Annotated in this window: 14 protein-coding genes and 1 pseudogene; 9 read left to right on the top strand and 6 right to left on the bottom strand. The window is 68.2% G+C overall.

The window, feature by feature from the left end; genetic code table 11:
• The first annotated feature begins 52 nt into the window (after positions 1-52).
• On the top strand, positions 53-733 hold the full coding sequence (locus V9G19_RS10190) for a hypothetical protein (RefSeq protein WP_462285359.1): 681 nt from the start codon (positions 53-55) through the stop codon (positions 731-733).
• A gap of 6 nt (positions 734-739) precedes the next feature.
• Here V9G19_RS10190 and V9G19_RS10195 read toward each other — a convergent pair whose 3' ends face one another.
• Positions 740-1,390, bottom strand: a complete 651-nt coding sequence (locus V9G19_RS10195; RefSeq protein WP_462285453.1) for a DedA family protein — start codon at positions 1,388-1,390, stop codon at positions 740-742.
• Positions 1,391-1,529: 139 nt separating this feature from the next.
• Here V9G19_RS10195 and V9G19_RS10200 point away from each other — a divergent pair, with 139 nt between their 5' ends.
• Positions 1,530-3,104, top strand: a complete 1,575-nt coding sequence (locus V9G19_RS10200) for an alpha/beta hydrolase (RefSeq protein WP_462285360.1) — start codon at positions 1,530-1,532, stop codon at positions 3,102-3,104.
• A 278-nt stretch (positions 3,105-3,382) separates the two neighbouring features.
• Entirely contained in the window at positions 3,383-3,895 is a 513-nt protein-coding gene (locus V9G19_RS10205; protein ID WP_462285361.1) for a cupin domain-containing protein, read from the top strand.
• Positions 3,896-4,035: 140 nt separating this feature from the next.
• On the opposite strand, the gene V9G19_RS10210 is transcribed toward V9G19_RS10205, so the two are convergent.
• Positions 4,036-4,668 (bottom strand): TetR/AcrR family transcriptional regulator, encoded by a 633-nt coding sequence (locus tag V9G19_RS10210; protein WP_462285362.1) that lies wholly within the window; start codon positions 4,666-4,668, stop codon positions 4,036-4,038.
• 89 nt (positions 4,669-4,757) lie between these two features.
• Between V9G19_RS10210 and V9G19_RS10215 the strand changes: the two genes are divergently transcribed.
• A complete protein-coding gene (locus V9G19_RS10215) occupies positions 4,758-6,308 on the top strand; it encodes a phytoene desaturase family protein (protein ID WP_462285363.1) in 1,551 nt (516 codons plus the stop codon).
• A gap of 3 nt (positions 6,309-6,311) precedes the next feature.
• On the opposite strand, the gene ppc is transcribed toward V9G19_RS10215, so the two are convergent.
• On the bottom strand, positions 6,312-9,080 hold the full coding sequence (gene ppc / locus V9G19_RS10220) for a phosphoenolpyruvate carboxylase (RefSeq protein ID WP_462285364.1): 2,769 nt from the start codon (positions 9,078-9,080) through the stop codon (positions 6,312-6,314).
• 896 nt (positions 9,081-9,976) lie between these two features.
• Here ppc and V9G19_RS10225 point away from each other — a divergent pair.
• Positions 9,977-11,578 carry an alpha-amylase family glycosyl hydrolase gene (locus V9G19_RS10225; RefSeq protein ID WP_462285365.1) on the top strand — a complete coding sequence of 534 codons (1,602 nt, stop codon included), beginning with the start codon at positions 9,977-9,979 and terminating at the stop codon, positions 11,576-11,578.
• 9 nt (positions 11,579-11,587) lie between these two features.
• Positions 11,588-12,505 (top strand): aminoglycoside phosphotransferase family protein, encoded by a 918-nt coding sequence (locus V9G19_RS10230; RefSeq protein WP_462285366.1) that lies wholly within the window; start codon positions 11,588-11,590, stop codon positions 12,503-12,505.
• Between the two features lie 111 nt (positions 12,506-12,616).
• Here the strand turns inward: V9G19_RS10230 and V9G19_RS10235 are convergent, their stop codons facing one another.
• Positions 12,617-14,497, bottom strand: a complete 1,881-nt coding sequence (locus V9G19_RS10235) for an IS1634 family transposase (RefSeq protein ID WP_462285367.1) — start codon at positions 14,495-14,497, stop codon at positions 12,617-12,619.
• 415 nt (positions 14,498-14,912) lie between these two features.
• Between V9G19_RS10235 and fbaA the strand changes: the two genes are divergently transcribed.
• On the top strand, positions 14,913-15,944 hold the full coding sequence (gene fbaA, locus V9G19_RS10240; RefSeq protein WP_462285368.1) for a class II fructose-bisphosphate aldolase: 1,032 nt from the start codon (positions 14,913-14,915) through the stop codon (positions 15,942-15,944).
• 5 nt (positions 15,945-15,949) lie between these two features.
• A pseudogene (locus V9G19_RS10245) lies at positions 15,950-16,353 on the top strand (DUF3151 domain-containing protein).
• A 14-nt stretch (positions 16,354-16,367) separates the two neighbouring features.
• Here the strand turns inward: V9G19_RS10245 and V9G19_RS10250 are convergent.
• Both V9G19_RS10250 and V9G19_RS10255 read right to left on the bottom strand, forming a co-directional pair.
• Positions 16,368-16,553, bottom strand: coding sequence for a hypothetical protein (locus V9G19_RS10250; protein WP_462285369.1), 186 nt, complete (start codon positions 16,551-16,553; stop codon positions 16,368-16,370).
• 261 nt (positions 16,554-16,814) lie between these two features.
• Complete coding sequence (locus V9G19_RS10255) at positions 16,815-17,702, bottom strand: fructose bisphosphate aldolase (RefSeq protein WP_462285370.1); 888 nt, start codon at positions 17,700-17,702, stop codon at positions 16,815-16,817.
• Between the two features lie 174 nt (positions 17,703-17,876).
• On the opposite strand from V9G19_RS10255, the gene V9G19_RS10260 reads away from it, so the two are divergent.
• The gene (locus V9G19_RS10260) at positions 17,877-18,110 is read left to right on the top strand and encodes a hypothetical protein (protein WP_462285371.1); all 234 of its coding nucleotides are present in this window, start codon (positions 17,877-17,879) and stop codon (positions 18,108-18,110) included.
• The last annotated feature ends 77 nt before the right edge of the window (positions 18,111-18,187 follow it).

Raw genomic sequence — 18,187 nt, forward strand, 5'->3', positions numbered from 1 at the left:
TACCCTACTGCACAGTACCCTACCGAGGGTAGGCTGACCGAGGAGGGGAGCCATGGATCAAGTCAGCCGGCGCGGCCTGGCGCGGGGGGCGGCGTGGACGGTTCCGGTGGTCGCGGTGGCCGCCGCGGCCCCGGTGCGGGCGGCCTCTCAGCTGCGCTGCGGCGTGCTCGATTGGGACAGCTTCGCCGCGGGCGTGGTGCCGACCGCCCCCTTGGCCACGACCGTGCCGGGGGTGACGGCTACCCCGGTGGTGAGCTACAGCTCGGGAACCGCGCCCGGCTCCAACAGTGGAAAGGTCATGGCCGGGCCCACCGGAGGAGTGAGCGGCAACTACTACCGGATCGGGATCGACAACGTTAAGCCGAACGACATAGTGACCGTCACCTTCACCTTCAGCCAGCCGGTGACCGACCTGAACTTCACGATGACCGACATCGACACCCACCACGTGGAGGGTCAAAACAAGGGCTGGCAAAACATGGTCTATGTCAGCCCGGCACCGACCACCTCCAGCCCGGCGGGGAACATTCTCGGCGCGGGGACAGCGACATCTCCATGGCACGCGAATGCCCCATACGACGCCGCCGACACCGACGGCAGCGACAACGTGTCCGTCGTGTATGCCGGCCCGATCACGACGGTGTCGATCACGTTGACCAATGGCGGCAGCGCGTGGGGCCACGGGAACGCCGCGATCGGGATTACCGACCTGAGCTTCTGCACCACGCCCTGAGCCGGATCAGGCTCCGGTCTCGACCCGGGAGTGGCTGGCCTCGCGGCGGTGCTTGAGGTATTCGAGGATCATCGGGATCACCGAGACGAGCACGATCAGGAGCACGGCCGCCTCCAGGTGATCCCGCAACACCGGGAAACTCTGGCCGAGGAAGTAGCCGATCAGCGTGATGCCGCACGCCCACAGGGTCGCGCCGACGCCGCTCCAAACGAAGAAGTGGCGCCGCTCCATCTTGCCGACCCCGGCGACGACAGTGATGAACGTCCGCACGATCGGAACGAACCGGCCGAGGACGAGGGCCTTGGCCCCATACTTGTTGAAGAAGTCGTGCGTCTTGTCGAAGTTGGCTTGGTTGATGAAGCGGCCCTGCCGCTTGTAGAGCGGGGTCCCGATCGCGCGACCGATCTCGTAGCCGCAGACATTGCCGAGGAAGGCGGCGACGGTGAGGATCAGGCAGGCGGTGACGATGTTGAAATCGATCGAGCCCTCGGCGATGAAGAGGCCGACGGCAAAGAGCAGCGAGTCGCCGGGAAGGATCGGGAACAGCAGCCCGCACTCGATGAACACGATCGCTGCGCTCACCCAGAAGAACTGATTGCCGAACCGGTCCAACAGCCAGGCGGGGTCCATCCAGTCCGGGCCGAGCGAGGGGATCATCACGCGCACTAGGTTAGGTGCTCGTTCCTGAGTGCTTCCTGTATGCCGCGCCGGTTCCTGCTGTGCGGCGGGCAGCACCGCGGCATACGGAGAGGAATGAGTCGTGATGGTGAGATTGAGACGGACCCGGCGTGGGGCGGTGGCTGCCATTGTGCTGACCGCGATGCTGTCGCTGGGGGCGACGGCGAGCCGGGCAGCCGATCCCGCGCCCGCGGACCAGGTCGTGGCGCCCGTTCCAGCCCTCCGCTGGGGGCCGTGCCACGACCTCGACCTGGGCAATCCCTATCGGTGCGCGACGGCACGAGTGCCGCTCGACTACGACGACCCGACGGGTCCGACGGCCATCCTCGACCTGCTCAAGGTCCCCGCGCGCGAGCAAGGGCGGCGGCTCGGCACGCTCTTCGTCAACCCGGGGGGCCCCGGTGGGAGTTCGCGCGAGTTCGCGCCCATGGCGGCACAATTGCTCGGCCGGACGGTCGCCACCCGCTTCGATGTTGTCGGGATCGACCCGCGCGGCGTCGGGCCCTCGTCGCGGATGACGTGCACCACGGATGAGCCGGCACCGGCCTACCCGGAGCAGTCGTTCCCGGTCACCGAGCGCCAGGCCGCGATCCAGTGGCGCTTCTCGCAATGGCAGCGGGCGGCCTGCAGCCACAATCCGGGACGAATCGTCCATCACATGTCCACGGCCGACACCGCCCGGGACATGGACCTGATCCGTCAGGCGGTTGGTGACGCCGCGTTGAACTACTACGGGATCTCCTATGGCACGCAGCTCGGCTCGACCTATGCCTCGCTGTTTCCCTCCCGCGTCGGCCGGCTGGTGGTCGACGGTGTCCTCGACCCGGTGGCCTGGGCGACCGGCTGGAAGCGTCCGCCCGTGCTGCCCTTTTCCACGCGGCTGCACAGCGCGCGCGGTGCCTCCGAAGGGTTGGTGGCCGCGCTGGCCGAGTGTGATCGGGTCGGCCGCCCCGCGTGCTCATTCGCGGGCGACGCGCCGGCGAAGTGGCGTCGGTTGGTGGCGATCGCCCGGGCGGGTGACCTGACCGTGGGCGGGCAGGAGATGTCCTACCCCGATCTGATCGGGCTGACCTTGGCCAACCTCTACGGCAGCGACTACACCGGGCTCGCCGGCTTCTATCAGACGCTGTGGCGCGAAAACGTCGCCCGAGATGCGCAGCCGCCGGCCGCGCCCGTCGATCTGGAGGCAATGCGCCGCCAGGCCGCGGCGATCGCCACGGCCCCCTATGCGCCCGTCCCCCGACGGACGAGCGTCGTCGGCGACGCCTTCTTCGGGGTCGCCTGCGCCGACAGTCGCAACCCGCGCACGCGGGAGGCCTGGTGGGAGGCGGGGCGAGTGGAGGACGCCCGCTACCCCTGGTTCGGGTCCCTCTGGACGTGGGCGTCCTCCGGCTGTGGCGGCTGGCCCGGCGCTGCGAAGGCGGACGGCTATCTCGGCCCGTTCGGCGGGCCGACCGCGAACCCGATCCTCGTCGTCGGCAACACCCACGATCCGGCGACGCCCTGGCACGGCGCCCAGCAGGTTGCCCGGCTCTTCGACTCCGCGCGGCTGGTCCGGATGGACGGCTGGGGCCACGGGGCGCTCGGCAACACCTGCGTGACGGCGCTGTATGACCGCTACTACGCGAGCGGTGCCCTGCCGGCCCACGGCACGGTGTGCCCGGCAGACGGCCCGTTGTACGCCGGATCCTGACTGGCTCGGTCGGTGCTGCGGTCCCAGCCACCCTGGGCCGCCGTCCCGGCTGTCAAGTCATAACCGTACCTTTTGAGGTCCCTAACGTCGTGTTATTGTTGCTGGTGTCCGGTCGGGGGCCGTCTCTGGCTCTCCTCTGGAACGCGTTCTCGTGGGTGACCTCACGGGATGCCCACGTGTCACGACCACAGGGGAGCCGTCATGTCCGTGCCGCCGTCCGAGCCCGTCGCTCGTTATGGGTGTGTCCCGTGCGCCGACGCGGCGGATCGGAGGCGGCGATGACCGCGCTCGCCGAACTGATGCTCGGCCCCGCACCGGCGACGGGTGGGTCGATGGAGTCGCTGCTGCTCGACGTGGTCGAGCGAGTGGCAGCCTGCCCAAGCCTGTGGGAATCCCTGGTCGATGCCAACCCTCGGAACGAGTGCCTCAGCGTTCGACTGCCGGTCCCCGAAGACCTCGACGTTCACGTCACCACGTGGGGCACCTTCTGCGGGGTCCGGCTGCGTAGCTACGCCAAGAGCACCACAGTCTTCCGTGCGGTCGCCGGCCAGATCACCGAGGTGCGCCCGGACGCCGCGGGTCGCTTGCTGCCCCGCCGGTTCGCCCCGGGAGTGAGCGGGGTGATCCGGCCCGGGCAGGTGCACGACCTGCGCAACGAGGGCTCTCTCCCGGCGGTCACCATCGTGGCTCGCTCCCATCGACTGAGCGCGATGCAGTCCTTCGACTGGACCGGCACGGCGGCCCGCCCGGTCGAGCTGGCCACCGACCTTCCCGGCTGGCTGGGCACGTAGTCACCCTCGATGAGGCGGTCCCCGCCGTGCGGAACACCCGCGTACCCAGGTTATCGCCGAGGTCTGCACTTTTCGCCGAGGTCTGATGAGCGGTAGTACGACCTCAGCGAAAAACGCAGACCTCGGCGTCAGGTGCGCGGTCAGGGGCGGACGGCCAGGCCGTGTTGGAGGCCGTCGAGCAGGATGCCGGCCACGTCGTCGGCGCTGAGGCCTTCGGGTGCGTCGAGTAGGCCGTCGGTGAGGATCATCGCCAGGCCATGCACGCCCGACCAAGCCAGTAGCGCCCAGGGCGCCGGATCCCCCCGCGCGATCTGACCGGCCTGCTGACTGGCCACGACCCCCCGCACGAGCACGAGGTAGGCCTGCTCGGCAGCCGCTCCCACCACCGACCCCCGGTCCGGCGAGTCGGCCTCCGCCGGGCGGCGCAGTTCCGGACGGTTGAGGAGGGCGAAGACGTGCGGCCGGCCGCGGGCAAAGCGCAGGTAGGCGAGGCCGACGTCGCGCAGGGCCGCGAGGGGGTCCTGGCCGGCATTCAAGCCGTCATCCCACGCCCGCTGCAGGTCGCCGGCGAACCACTCCAACCCCTGGACGACCATCGCCTCCACCAGGGCCGCCTTGCTGGCGAAATGATGGTGCGGCGCAGCATGACTGACACTCGCGCGGCGCGCGACGGCACGCAGCGTGATGGCGTCCAGGCCACCCTCGTCGAGCAACGACCAGGCCGCCGCGAGCAGCGCCCGGCGCAGGTCGCCGTGGTGATAGGGCCGGTTCACGATTGCACCATAACGCAGTCTTGACACTGCCTAGATCGCGGTTAGTCTTGACGATGTCAAGATGCGTCTCGGCGAGACAAGGAGTTGACGTGCGGGACTATGACGCCATCGTCATCGGTTCGGGGATGGGCGGGCTGACTGCGGCCTCGCTATTGACGAGGCGAGCGGGCAAGCGAGTCCTCGTGCTGGAGCGGCACTTTAAGCTCGGCGGCTTCAACCATGCTTTTCAACGCAACCGATTTCACTGGGATGTCGGGCTGCACTACGTCGGCGGCATGGGTCCAGGTGAGCAGTCTCGCAAGGTGATGGACCTGGTCACCGGCGGCCAAGTCGACTGGGCACCGATGCCGGACTATTTCGAGGTCTTTCACTATCCCGATCTCAGCGTGTCGGTTCCGTCCGACCCTCGTGCGTATGCCGCGGCGCTCATCGACAGCTTTCCGCACGAGGCCAAGAGCATTCGCAGCTATTTCACCGACGTAAAGCGCGCGACCTCCTGGCTCACCCGCGAGGTCGTCTCCTGGAACCTGCCCGCGCCGCTGGCCGCATCGGCGCGGCTGCTCGGGCTGCGCTCGCGACGGCTCGGGTTGTCGACGACCGCCGACTACCTGCGTGCCCGGGTCGGTGATCCCCGCCTGCGGGCGGTTCTCGCTTCGCAGTGGGGGGACTACGGGCTCCCACCAGAGCAGTCCGCCTTTGCCCAACACGCCCTGATCGTCGACCACTATTTGCGCGGCGCGTGGTATCCCGTCGGCGGCTCGGACGCGATGACCGACGCGATGGTGGCGATCGTGCGCGAGGGCGGCGGGGATGCGCGGGTCTATAGCACGGTGGAGGAGATCCTGGTCGAGAAGGATCGGGCGGTTGGCGTTCGGGTGGCCACCAGGCGCGGTCGGGACAGCCACGTCGAGGACATCCGCGCTCCGATCATCATCAGCGATGCCGGCGCCCGGGCGACCTTCGAGCACTTACTGCGGCAACCACTCCCGCAAGCCGAGGCGCTACGCTCCCATCCCCACGGCCTGGCCAATGTGACCGCCTATCTCGGCCTCCGCGAGTCGCCGGAGCGGCTGGGCTTCCGTGGCGAAAACCACTGGTACTTTGACACTTTCGATCACGAGGCCATGGCGACCTCGGATTCGGTGATCAGCGGCGAGCCGCGCTACGGGTACTTGTCGTTCCCATCGTTGAAGGACCCGTCGGCGTCGCGGCATACGGCCGAGATCATCACCGCCGCCCCGGTCGCGGCATTCGAGCCCTGGGCAGGAACGCGTTGGCGCAATCGCGGAGAGGACTACGAGATGCTCAAGAAGGGTCTTGGAGCGGGGTTGATTGCTCTGGTCGAGCGCCAGGCGCCTGGGTTCGCCGACCTGGTCGAGCACGTCGAGGTGTCCACGCCACTGACCGTCGACAACTTCGCGGGATATCGATCGGGCAGCTTCGCCGATCTGGCCGGGACGCCGGATCGATTCCGGCACAAGATGTTCCCAGCAACGGTGATGCCAGGACTCTACCTGGCCGGCGCCGACGCGATGGCGCTGGGGATCGTCGGTGCGATGATGGGCGGAGTGCTCGCCGCAGGCTCGGCGCTCGGGCCGACCGGCATACCGCGGCTGATGGCGGCTGCCGCCAAAGGCTGATCGTCACCCGGTGTTGCGCAGACCGGCCGCGACGCCGTTGACGGCCAGCAGCAACGTCCGTTGCAGTTGGGGGTCGGCGTCTCCGGCACGCATGCGAGCGAGCATCGACACCTGGAGGTAGCTGATCGGGTCGAGATAGCGGTCGCGGACTTCCAGCGTACGCTTCAACGTCGGATTGGCTTGCAGCAGTTCAGCTTCTCCGGTGATTGTGAGGACAGCGGCGACCGTGCGGGCATACTCCTGCGTGATCCTTTGGAAAAGCGGATGCAACTCCGGGTCCACGAGCGAGACCACATAATGCTCGGCGATGTCGAGCCGCGTCTTCGTGCACATCATCTCGACATTGGCGACGAAAGTGCGGAAGAAATGCCAGCCCGCATACATCGCCTGCAGCTGCTCGCCCTTGCCGGCCTCGATGGCGGCGTGCAATCCGGTGCCCACGCCGAACCAGCCCGGCACGATCTGGCGGGACTGAGTCCAGCCGAACACCCACGGGATGGCGCGCAGGCCCGCCAAGCCCTGCCCGCTGTCGGGGCGTTTGGCGGGGCGCGAGCCGATCTTGAGGGCGCCGAGTTGCTCGACGGGAGTGGACTGGGCAAAATACGTTGGCAGCTGGGGATGCTCGATGAGCTCGCGGTATGCCGCGAACGCCGCGTCGCTGATCGTGGTCATCGTCGCATCCCAGGCGGCGAGATCGTCGCTGGCGACCCGAGAGGTCGTATTCAGCGCGCTCGCCTCCAGTGCGGCAGCGATCGTCAGCTCGAGGTTCTCCCGGGCGAGCGCGGGCAAGAGATACTTGTCCGAGATGACCTCGCCCTGCTCGGTCACCTTGATCTGCCCCGAGAGCGTCCCCCACGGCTGGGCGAGGATGGCCGCGTGCGTGGGGCCGCCGCCGCGACCAACGCTTCCCCCGCGGCCATGAAAAAGCCGCAGTTGCACAGCGTGTTTGGCGGCAGTGTCGCGCAAAACCCGTTGAGCCCGGTGGATCTCCCACTGGCTGGTCGTTATTCCCGCGTCCTTGTTGGAATCGGAATAGCCGAGCATGACCTCCTGGACTCCGTCGCGGGCGTCGACAATCGCGCGGTATGCCGGGATGCTCAGCAGACGGTCCAGGATCTCGCCAGCGCTGCGCAATTCCGCCACCGTCTCCAGGAGCGGGACGAAGCCGATGTCCGCCCGCGGCGGGTTCCCGGAGCCGGCCGCGAGATCGATCAGGCCGGCTTCGCGCGCGATGATCGCCGGGGCGAGCAGATCGTCCGGACCCTGGGTCATCGAGACGATGTAGCTCTCGATCACCTGCGGGCCGAACCAGCGTTGGGCCGTGCGGATCGCGACGAAGGTCTCGAAGGTGCGTCGAGCGTCGGCATCCAGGGGCGGGGGATAGGGGCCGAGGGGCCGGCGGCCGGCGAGTTCCTCGGCGAGCCAGGCCAGGCGCTGCTCGCGCGCGTATGCGGCATACTGCCCAGACTCGCCGCTGACCCGGTCGGCCAGTTGCGCGAGCACGTGGTGGTGGGCCTCGGCATGCTCGCGAATGTCCATCGTGGCTAGCTCCGGCCCGAATGCGCTTGCCGTGCGGATCAATTGCTCGAGGGAGCCGGCGGCGACCAGCTCGCCGCGGTTGGCCAGGAGGGAATCGCGGACGAGGAGGAGATCGGCCAGCAGGTCATCCCGGCCGAGGTAGTCCTGGCCCGGGCGGGGCTCGGCCCGCGCGGCGATCCGGTCGCGGGTGTTGAGCAGCCGTCGGCGGATGCAGCTGAGTTTGAGCCGGTAGGGTTCCTGCACGTTGAGCCGGCGAATGCGGTCTTCGATGGCGAGTGTGCGCAGGTCGTGCTCCAGACTGGCGGTGAGTTCGGGCGTGACGTCGACCAGCTTGGTGGACATGGAGATCTCATCGACGCCGGTGTCGATCAGCTCGATCATCCCGCGGATGGCGATGGCGTGTTGCATCACGAGCACGTCGAGGGTGGTCTGGGCGGCGACATTGGGGTTGCCGTCGCGGTCCCCGCCGATCCAGTTGCCGAAGATGAGCGGCCGCGCGGTCGCGGGAAGGAAGGCGCCGCGCCGGCTTGCCTCATCGGCCATGTAGGAAAGCAGTTGCGGAACAGTCTCTTCGAGGAGGCCCTCCATGAAGAACAGCATGTTTCGGGCCTCATCCGCGACCGTCGGCTGATCGACGCGTAGGTCGTCGCTCTGCCACATCGACTCGATGATCTCGGCCAGGCGGCGGTCGCGAGCCCGCTCGGTGCGGGGGCTCGGGTTCGCGCGGAACGCGATCAGCGCGTCGGCGACCTGGCGCAGCTTGATCAATGCGGTGCGCCGGCTCGCCGCGGTCGGGTGGGCGGTGAAGACCGGGCGAACGCTCAACCGGCTGAGCGCGGTCGTCAGTGCCGGTGCACCGCGGGCCGCGACGATCCGATCCATCGCGGCTGACAGCCAATCGGCGTCGTCGGGGCGCTGTGCCAAGCGGGCTGCCCGGTCGACCTGCTCGGCAATATTTGCCAGCTGGAAGTAGGTCGCAAAGGCGCGCACCAACAGGCTGGCTAACGGCAGGTCGATTCCTGCGAGCCGGGTGGCCAGGTCGCGGGCGGCGGCGCCATTCCCGCTCTGGGCTCGTTTGGTGAGCCCCCGCACGTCCTCGACGGCCCGCAGCAGCTCGGGGCCCTCCTGGCGCACGAGGGTCTGGCCGAGCAATTCGCCAAGCCGTCGGATGTCCCGTCGCAACAGGCTGTCGTCGGGCCGGGCCGACAAGGCGCTCGGCTTGGGGCGGTCCATGCAAGAGAGGGTAGGTAAGCGTTTCCACGGCCGCAAGCAACCGAGAAATGTGGGAGCGCTCTCGCCCCGGACTACCCCAGTTATCTGTAGCGTCGTGATTAGTTACTCGGGGTAAATGGTGGGGCAACTGGAATCTGGCTCGGAGGCGTGATCCGCGGAGCGGTTGCGGGAGCCAAAGCCCGGTTGTACCGTGGGTACGCGGACTACTCCGGTACGTGGCCGGAGCAACTCAGTCAGGGGTGATTTGAGCTGTGTCTAGGCGTTCGAGCAAGATGGCCGGTTTAGTCACGGTGACCGTCGCGGGATTGCTTGCGACCAACGGAAGCGCGGGCGCGTCGGCGCTGGCAGACGATGAGCCAAGAGCGCCTTTGAAAGCTACACAACCAAGGCTAGGCTAGGCTTGGCTCGAAAAGGATGTGGGATACTACTGCCACGGCATCGGCACCTACACCTACCGCGTAGTCACGGCCGGTTGGGCAGACTACTTTGAGCACGCCGCAGTGCAATCCCTCAACTATCAGCGATACTATTGCTGACGTGTGCCGCGATTATGAACCGCACCCCGAGGAGTGTTTGGCGGCGCCCTTGTACTCGAAGTGAAGCACACTGGTTTCGCAGGCCGTTGGCGCCGGTCGGATGGGAAAGGCACGCCCATCCCCGCCTTCGATCGGAGCGTGCCCACTGGAACAACCAGCTTCGAGTCCGAAGACACGACGAGCGGACGCAGCCATATGCCACCACCGAGCAACCACGGCTGAGTCGGTGTATGACCATCGACAAGGGCCGCTTCACGTTGAGCGTGAACAAGCCGATGTAGGTCGAACCAAACGTCGATAGCGGCCGGGCGAAAGCCGCGTTTTCTCGAACTGCGATCCCCGCCAGGCAAGATGGGCGGTATGAGCGCCGCGTGGCTTCGAGATGCCGTCGTCTATCAGGTATATCCACAGTCGTATGCCGACAGCGACGGTGACGGGATCGGCGACCTGCGCGGGGTGATCGGCAAGCTCGACTACATCGCCTCCCTCGGCGTCGACGCGATCTGGTTCAACCCGTGCTTCGTGTCGCCGTTCGTTGACGCCGGCTACGACGTGGCCGACTATCTGCGCGTCGCGCCCCGCTATGGCACCAACGACGACTTGCTCGAGTTGGTCGAGAAGGCCGGGGAGCGCGGCATCCGGGTCCTGCTCGATCTGGTCGTCGGGCACACCTCCACCGAGCATCCGTGGTTCCAGGAGGAGCTGGCGGCGGACGGGCCGAGTGCCGACGGGGACCGCTACATCTGGACCCACCAGGATCCTGGGGCGGGCTGGGGGATCGATCTGCCCGGCATACCGGCCTGGGTGAAATCGCCTGGGCCACGGCCGGGTTGGTATCTGAAGAACTTCTATGACGCGCAGCCGGCGCTCAACTTCGGCTGGATCCGGACCGATCCGGGACAGCCGTGGCGCGACGGCGTCGACGCGCCCGGACCGGCGCGCAATCGGGCTGCGCTGCGCGAGATCCTCGACTTCTGGCTTACTCGCGGCGTTGCCGGGTTCCGGGTGGACATGGCCTTCTCGCTCGTCAAGGACGAGAACCTGCTGGACGGGCGCCGCGCCTCGGCGGCCGTCTGGCGAGAGATCCGGGAGTGGCTGGATACGGCATACCCCGAGGCCGTGTTGATTCCCGAAGGTGACGAGCCGCGCGTCGAGGGCGGCTTCTCCTTCGACGCGGACTTCGAGCTGGTCATCCACGCGCCGCACGCGAGCCTCTTCGACAATCACGGCGCCGGCGCCTTGCCGTGGCACACGCCACGGGAGCCGTTTTTCGACTCTGCCGGAGCCGGATCGACTGATGTGTTCCTCTCCTCGTGGTCGTGGCTGCGCTCCACCGAGCACGACCGGCCGGTCGTGCTCGCCAGCGCCGACCACGACTACGACCGGTTGCGGTGCGGCGCGCGCACGCCCGAGCAGCTCGGCGCGGCGTTCACCTTCCTGTTCACCTGGGGAAGCATCCCGAGCCTCTATTACGGCGACGAGATCGGCATGCGCTACCTGCCGGGTATGCCGAATGTCGAGGGGGCGATCTGCAATCCGGCATACAACCGGGCGGGGGCACGGACCCCGATGCAGTGGGACCACACCCCCAACGCCGGGTTCTCCACCGCCCTCGCACAGTCCCTGTATCTGCCGGTCGACCCTGACCCCGGCCGGCCCACGGTGGCCGCCCAGCACGGCGTGCCCGGATCGACGCTGACCCTCGTGCGCGAACTGCTCGCGCTGCGGCGGGCCACGCCCGAGCTGCAGGGACACGCGCCGACTCGGGTTGTGCACGAGGGGTATCCGTTCGCGTGGCTGCGCGGCGAGAGCCATCTCGTCGTGGTCAATCCCCGCCGCCAGCCCGCTTCGTTGACGGTGCCCGAGGCGCGCGGCATGCGGGTGCTCTGGGGGTCGGGGGTCACCGTGACGGATGCGTCTTTGGAGGTGGACGGCTTCGGCTACGGGGTCCTCGCCGGATAGGTTCTGGCGGTGCCTGCGCCGCCGATTCCCGAGTCGTTCCGCGCTCTGGTCGCCGGGCGTGACCCCGAGCCGGACGTCAGCGGGGACGACTGGTTGCGCACCCTCCCGCGGCTGGTCGAGGAGCACCTGCACCGCTGGGATCTGGTCATCGACGGCCCGGTGCGGCACGGCCAATGTGCGCTCGCGATCCCGGTGCGCCGCGGGGGCGAGCCACTGGTGCTCAAGCTCACCTGGCCGCATGACGAGGCGCGCCTGGAGCATCTCGCGCTGCGGCTGTGGGACGGCGGCGGCGCGGTGCGGCTGGTCGCGGCCGACCCCGCGGCATACGTGCTGCTGCTCGAGCGGCTCGACAGCGAACGTAAGTTGACCAGCGTGCCGATCATGCAGGCGTGCGAAGTGATCGGCGAGTTGTTCACTCACCTCGACCGGCCCGCCGGGCCGCAGTTCCGGCGGGTGTCGGAGAAGGCGGCCCGCTCGCTGAGTCAACTCGCCGACGGCACCCCGCTCGTGCCGCGGCGACTGACCGATCAGGCCGCCGCCACGCTGACCCAGCTGCTCCGCGGCGGCGTGGACGGACGCCTGGTGCACGAGGACCTGCACGACATGAATGTCCTTGCGCCGCTTGACCCGGCACGCGGCGAGTGGCTCGCCATCGATCCCAAGCCGGTCTCGGGAGAATGGGCGTATGCCGTGGCCCCCGTCGTCTGGAATCGCGCCGACGCCGCGGCCGCGGCGCTCAGCGTACGGGCCCATGTGCGCCTGCGCGCCGACATCGTCGCCGAGGTTGCCGGTCTCGACCCGGAGCGAGTGACACACTGGACCTTCGTCCGGGTGGTCCTCAACGCGGTCTGGGCAGCGGAGTTCGCCCCGGCGTCCGACAACTTCCGCGCGCGAATGATCGCGATCGCCAAGGCTTTTGCGGACTGACCGAGCGCCGCGCGCAGAGCGCTCGATGCCTAGGCCGAAGTTACGGCTGGTTGACGTGGCGAACCCCCTGCTGGGCAGGGGGTTCGCTGGTTTGGGTGTTGGTGGTTCTGTCTACTTGCCGTTGATGGTTAGGGGGATGGGGGCGTTTAGGAGGGCGAAGGTGTGGCGTTGGGTGGGGGTGGGTTCGGCCAGGGTGGGCACGAGGGGTGTGGTGTGGTCGGTGCCGTAGCGCAGGTCGTTGCGGGTCAGGGTGGCGAGGTGTTTGAGCAGGGCCGGGAAGGACCGCACGGGCTGGTCGTGGTCGTCGGTGTGTCGGGAGGCTTTGCGGTCCGCGGCTGGGGAGCGGTGGGCGGGGGCGACCGGGTCGGCGGGTGTTGGCGGGTGTTCGTCGGTGTAGGTCAGGGGGGCTAGGGTGGCGCGTAGGTGCCAGGTCAGGTAGGCGGCGGGCATCACAATCAGGACGTGGGCGCGGACGCGGTCTTCGAGGCGGTGGTAGATCGGGCGCAGGTCGAGGTCGGTGGCTTTGATGCTGCGGAAGTCGCGTTCGACGTGGGCGAGGTTTTTGTAGGCCTGGACGATGCTGGCGGGGGTGAGGGTCTCGGCGGGCGTTGGGGTGCGTAGCACGTAGATGCCGTCGAGGGCGGCTTCGGCGGCGATCTGGCTGGTTTTGCGGGTGATCACCACGGTGGTGTCGGTGATGGTCAGGTCGAAGTGTTTGGCCATCGGGTATTTGTTGAGGAGTTTGCCGACCCGCAGGCCGATCGTGTCGGCGCCGGCTAGCCGGCCCTCGGCCACTGCTCGCTGGGTGGGGGCCAGGGCGGTTTCGGTGGCGGTGAGCAGGTCCTCGCGTTTGCGGGCGCGTTCGGTGGCCAGGAACGGGTTGCGGCAGGCGATCAGCCGTTCCCCGGGGTAGTCGGGGTGGCTGATTTCGGCCAGGTTGTGTTCATCGAACAGGGTTGGTTGAAGCGGGCCGCCCTCGGCGGCAAGGGTTTTGATCGCGGGGGCGCGGAGCGCGGTGATCCAGCCGAGGTCGGCTCGGGTGGCCGGGTCGGTGTTGGTGTGGCGGATCGCGGTGATCCGGGCGGTGGTGATCATGCCGCGGTCGCCGACCATGACCATCTCGGTGAGTTTGAAGGTGTCCCGCACCAGGGTGACGGCCTCGATGAACGCGGTGGGGTCGGCGGTGTTGCCGGGGAAGACCCGGATCGCGACCGGGCGACCGGCCGGGTCGGTCAGCAGCCCGTACTCGATCTGGGTGCGGTTCTTCTTCCCGTCGCGGGAGTAGCCGCGCCGGGCCAGTGGGCAGTGGCTGCCTTCCATCCACGAGGACGATAGGTCGAACAGCGCCATCCGGGCGGGGTTGGCGTCGGCGGCCAGGTGGCGCCGGGCCAGCTGCTTCTCGATCGCGTCCTGGCGCCCGAGTAGCCAGTCCATCGCCGCGTAGACCTCGTCGGTGGAGGCACCGGCCAGGTCGAGGTCGACGCCCAGGGTGGTGTCGGCCCACCAGGAGATGGTCGCCAGCTTCGAGCCGGGTGCCAGCACTCGGGCGATGATCAGCCCCATCGCCAGGTCCCGGGCCCGCCCGGGCGGCCCGAGTAGCCCGGGTAGGCCCAGGGCCCGGGCTTGGGCCCACACCGCGGCCACATGCCCGTGCGGCAGGGAGCGGGTGATGGTGGCGGCCTGGTCGGCCGGGATGAACGCCTGCCCGGCCAGGCAGGCCCGGATCACCTCGATCAGCTCGGCCGGCAGGTGGAGAGGTTCGCGACCGTCTCGTTGCGCACCTTGCCTGGCGGCCTGGTCGGCCGGGATGAACGCCTGCCCGGCCAGGCAGGCCCGGATCACCTCGATCAGCTCGGCCGGCAGGTGGGAGAGGTTCGCGACCGTCTCGTTGCGCACCTTGCCGTTCTCCCGCCAGGAACGCCGCAACAGGTGGGTCTCGTAGTCCCGGGCCACCCCGTCCTTACCAACATAGTGACGACGGTGCGTGGTCACATGAACCGCTCCACCACGTTTCGCCATACCGCCAAAATATCACACCGTGCCGGATCGATCGATCCACTTTAGTGACGACACACCGAGGGGTTAGAAGCCGCATCACTGCAGGTCAAAACGGGGATCAGCCCTCAAACCACTCGCAACTTCGGCCTAGGGAAGGATCGCGGTACGGAAATCGCCCGAGTCGGGGCCGTCACGCAGATCGTCGACGGGCGTCGCCCCTGTCGACGACGAAGTCCTCGAGCACCTGCGCCCATCGTGCCGTCTCATCCCGGGCGGTCATGTCTTACAGACTGGACGATTGCGGCGAGGCCGCGATGCGGGGTGAGACAGGCGCGGCTGCGCAGGCCGGGCGTGGAAGGATCGAGGAGGAAGCAGTCACTTCCGTCACCGGCCTGAAAAGGAGCACATCGTGCCTATCGCCACCCCCGAGGTCTACGCCGACATGCTGGACCGGGCCAAGAACGGCTCGTTCGCCTATCCGGCCATCAACATCACGTCCAGCCAGACGATCAACGCGGCCATCCGCGGCTTCGCCGAGGCCGGCAGCGACGGCATCATCCAGGTCTCGACCGGCGGTGCGGAATACGGCTCCGGGTCAAACATCAAGAACATGGTGACCGGCGCGACGGCCCTTGCCGCGTTCGCGGAAGTGGTGGCCAAGAACTACCCGGTCAACATCGCGCTGCACACCGACCACTGCCCCAAGAACAAGCTCGACGACTTTGTCCGGCCGCTCATCGCGCTGTCCCAGGAGCGGGTCGACGCTGGTGGCCTGCCGATCTTCCAGTCGCACATGTGGGACGGCTCGGCGGTGCCGCTGGACGAGAACCTGCAGATCGCCCAGGAACTGCTGGAGAAGTGCCAAAAGGCCAAGATCATCCTCGAGATCGAGGTCGGCGTCGTCGGCGGCGAGGAAGACGGCGTCGACAACGAGATCAACGACAAGCTCTACTCCACCCCCGAGGACGCGATCGCCACGGTCAAGGCGCTTGGTGCGGGCGAGAAGGGCTACTACATGACCGCGTTGACCTTCGGTAATGTCCACGGCGTCTACAAGCCGGGCAACGTCGTGCTGCGCCCCGACGTTCTCAAGGCCGCGCAGGATGCCGCCACTGCCCAGCTCGGGCTGGCCGCCGGCGCCAAGCCATTCCACCTTGTCTTCCACGGCGGTTCGGGCTCGCTGCCGGAGGAGATCTCGGCGGCGGTCGACTATGGCGTCGTCAAGATGAACGTCGACACCGACACGCAGTACGCCTTCACCCGCCCAGTCGCCGGCTGGATGATGTCCAACTACGACGGCGTCCTCAAGGTCGACAGCGAGGTCGGCAACAAGAAGCAGTACGACCCGCGCGCCTGGGGCAAGGAGGCCGAGGCCGCGATGGCCAAGCGCGTCGTCGAGGCCTGCGAGAACCTCCGCTCCGCCGGCACCCACGCCGGCTGAGCCGGGTGAGCGACCTGCTCGGCATCCCCGAGACGCTTCTGCCGCCGGACCCCGCCGCCGAGGCGGTGGCCGCCGACGAGGAGCGCCTCGGGCGGGTCGCGGCGGCATACCCCGCCTCGAGCCTGGCCTGGGCGGTACTCGCCGAGGCCGCGCTCGATGCCGGGCACCCGGTGCAGGCCTACGCCTATGCGCGCACCGGGTACCACCGGGGACTCGATGCCCTGCGCCGCGCCGCTGGCGCGGTCAGGGCCCGATCCCGTGGTCGCACGAGCCCAACCGCGGCTTCCTGCGTTCGCTCGCCGCGCTCACCCGCGCGGCTGGTGAGATTGACGAGCAGGACGAGCAGAGCCGGTGCGTCGACTTCCTGCGCGCATCGTCGGCCGAGGCCGCGCGCGAACTCGGCTTGTGAGACCGCAGCCCCGCTCAGCCCGGGATCCGGCGCGGCACGCCGCCGGTCAGCTTGAGCAGCGCGCACATGAATCGGTGGCCGCTATCGGCGGCGCCGCCGAACATCAACGGACAGCCACCGTCGATGACGGTGACCCCATGCTCGCGTCCGTATGCCGCTGCGCTCGCCGACACACTCCCCGCGCCGAAGCCGCGGTGCATCCACACCCGGGTGATGCCCGCCGCTTGTAGACCGCATTGCTGCCATGGCCTTGGGGCGCGTGGGACACGCCGGTCACCGCGATCCGGCGACAGGCGAGGAAATCCGCGGCGGCATCCTTGATCCGGGCCATGAAACCCTCCTTCGGCGCACTGGCTTCCTGCCGACCTTACGCCGGGCGCCGCCAGCCCCGACGGGACCCCGGTGACAGCGAACAGCGGCCCCGGGCGCGCTGAGCCGGGTTCGCTGTTCGATGGGTCAGCTCAGGTGATCGAGGCGCTGTAGATCGACTGGATGCTGGCGTCAAGCGTGGAGTTGAACTCCTCGTCGCTCATCTGCGCGGTCAGGCCCTCGGCGAGCGCCCGCGAGAACGAGGCGATCATGCCGGGGTTGTTGGCCAGCTTGTCGTTGGCGTCGTCGCGGGTGTATCCGCCGGACAGAGCGACGACCCGCATGACCTTCGGGTGGCTGATCAGGTCGGCATAGAAGCCGTCCTCGCTGGGGAGGGTGAGCTTGAACATGACCTGCTGGCCCTCGGGGAGATCCTCCAGGCCCTTGAGCAGCGCGGCCTTAAGGATCGTCTCGCACTCGGCCTTGTCGGGGGCCTTGATGTTGACCTCGGGCTCAAGGATCGGCATCAGACCGTGGCTGCGGACCTGCTTGCCGACCTCGAACTGCTGGTCGGCAATCGCCTGGATACCGGCCTCGTTGGCGGAGTTGATGACCGAGCGCTCCTTGGTGCCGAAGATACCCTTGGCGGCACCGCGCGCGAGCAGGGCGTCGAGGTCGGGCATCGGCTTCATCAGCTGGACGCCATCGGCCTCGGCCGCCAGGCCCTTGTCGATCTTGAGGAAGGGAACGACCCGCTTGTCCTCCCACAGGTAGTGGGCGGTCTCCTTGCCCTCGACCTCCCGGTCCATCGTCATTTCGAAGAGGATTGCCGCGATGACCCGGTCGCCGGTGAACGCCGGGCTGGTCATGATCCGAGTGCGCATCTGGTGAACGAGGTCGAACATCTCCTCGTCATTGCTCCAGGTGCTCTCGTCCAGGCCATATTGCCCGAGCGCCTTGGGCGTGCTGCCACCGCTTTGGTCCAGGGCCGCGATGAAGCCCTTGCCGCTGGTCATCTGGTTGGCCTGATCGGCATTCATATGTCATTTTCCTTGTGTCTCGGGGTGGTGGTGACGTGTGCGTTCACCAGGTACGTCACGATGCTAGCGACCCTGGCCGGTGCGCATAACCCTGCCCCGGCGACTGCATCACAACCGCCGCCCCAAGTAGCCGAGACAGGACGGGAGGCGCTGCAGCGGTGGATTTCGACGCCTATGTCGCCGCGCGCGGCACCGCGCTGCCACAGCCCCCGGTTGGCCGTCCCGGACGGCACCCATCGCGTGGGCGACCGGGACGAATTGGTCCGGCTCGTGGGCGCCTTGCCGCCGCGCGGCCGGGCCGTCGTCGTGCTGCGCTACTTCGAGGAGGCCGTCGCGGCATACGAACGATTGGACATCGAGGTGGTCGCGAAGAGGCGACTGCGCCAGATCGCGAAGCCACTGGGATAGGACGGTGCTCTGCTGCGCCCACGCCGGGCTGGACATCGCGGCCGGGCGTGCGGCATACGACTAGCCTGTCCTGCGGT

This window comes from Nostocoides sp. (assembly GCF_037045025.1).
In the GTDB taxonomy this organism is placed as follows: domain Bacteria; phylum Actinomycetota; class Actinomycetes; order Actinomycetales; family Dermatophilaceae; genus Nostocoides_A.

Excerpts from the sequence above, each read along its gene's own strand:
- V9G19_RS10190 (WP_462285359.1), top strand. The coding sequence starts at position 53 with ATGGATCAAGTCAGCCGGCGCGGCCTGGCGCGGGGGGCGGCGTGGACG.
- V9G19_RS10195 (WP_462285453.1), bottom strand. The coding sequence starts at position 1,390 with ATGATCCCCTCGCTCGGCCCGGACTGGATGGACCCCGCCTGGCTGTTG.
- V9G19_RS10205 (WP_462285361.1), top strand. The coding sequence starts at position 3,383 with ATGACCGCGCTCGCCGAACTGATGCTCGGCCCCGCACCGGCGACGGGT.
- ppc (WP_462285364.1), bottom strand. The coding sequence starts at position 9,080 with ATGGACCGCCCCAAGCCGAGCGCCTTGTCGGCCCGGCCCGACGACAGC.
- V9G19_RS10225 (WP_462285365.1), top strand. The coding sequence starts at position 9,977 with ATGAGCGCCGCGTGGCTTCGAGATGCCGTCGTCTATCAGGTATATCCA.
- V9G19_RS10250 (WP_462285369.1), bottom strand. The coding sequence starts at position 16,553 with ATGCACCGCGGCTTCGGCGCGGGGAGTGTGTCGGCGAGCGCAGCGGCA.
- V9G19_RS10255 (WP_462285370.1), bottom strand. The coding sequence starts at position 17,702 with ATGAATGCCGATCAGGCCAACCAGATGACCAGCGGCAAGGGCTTCATC.
- V9G19_RS10260 (WP_462285371.1), top strand. The coding sequence starts at position 17,877 with ATGTCGCCGCGCGCGGCACCGCGCTGCCACAGCCCCCGGTTGGCCGTC.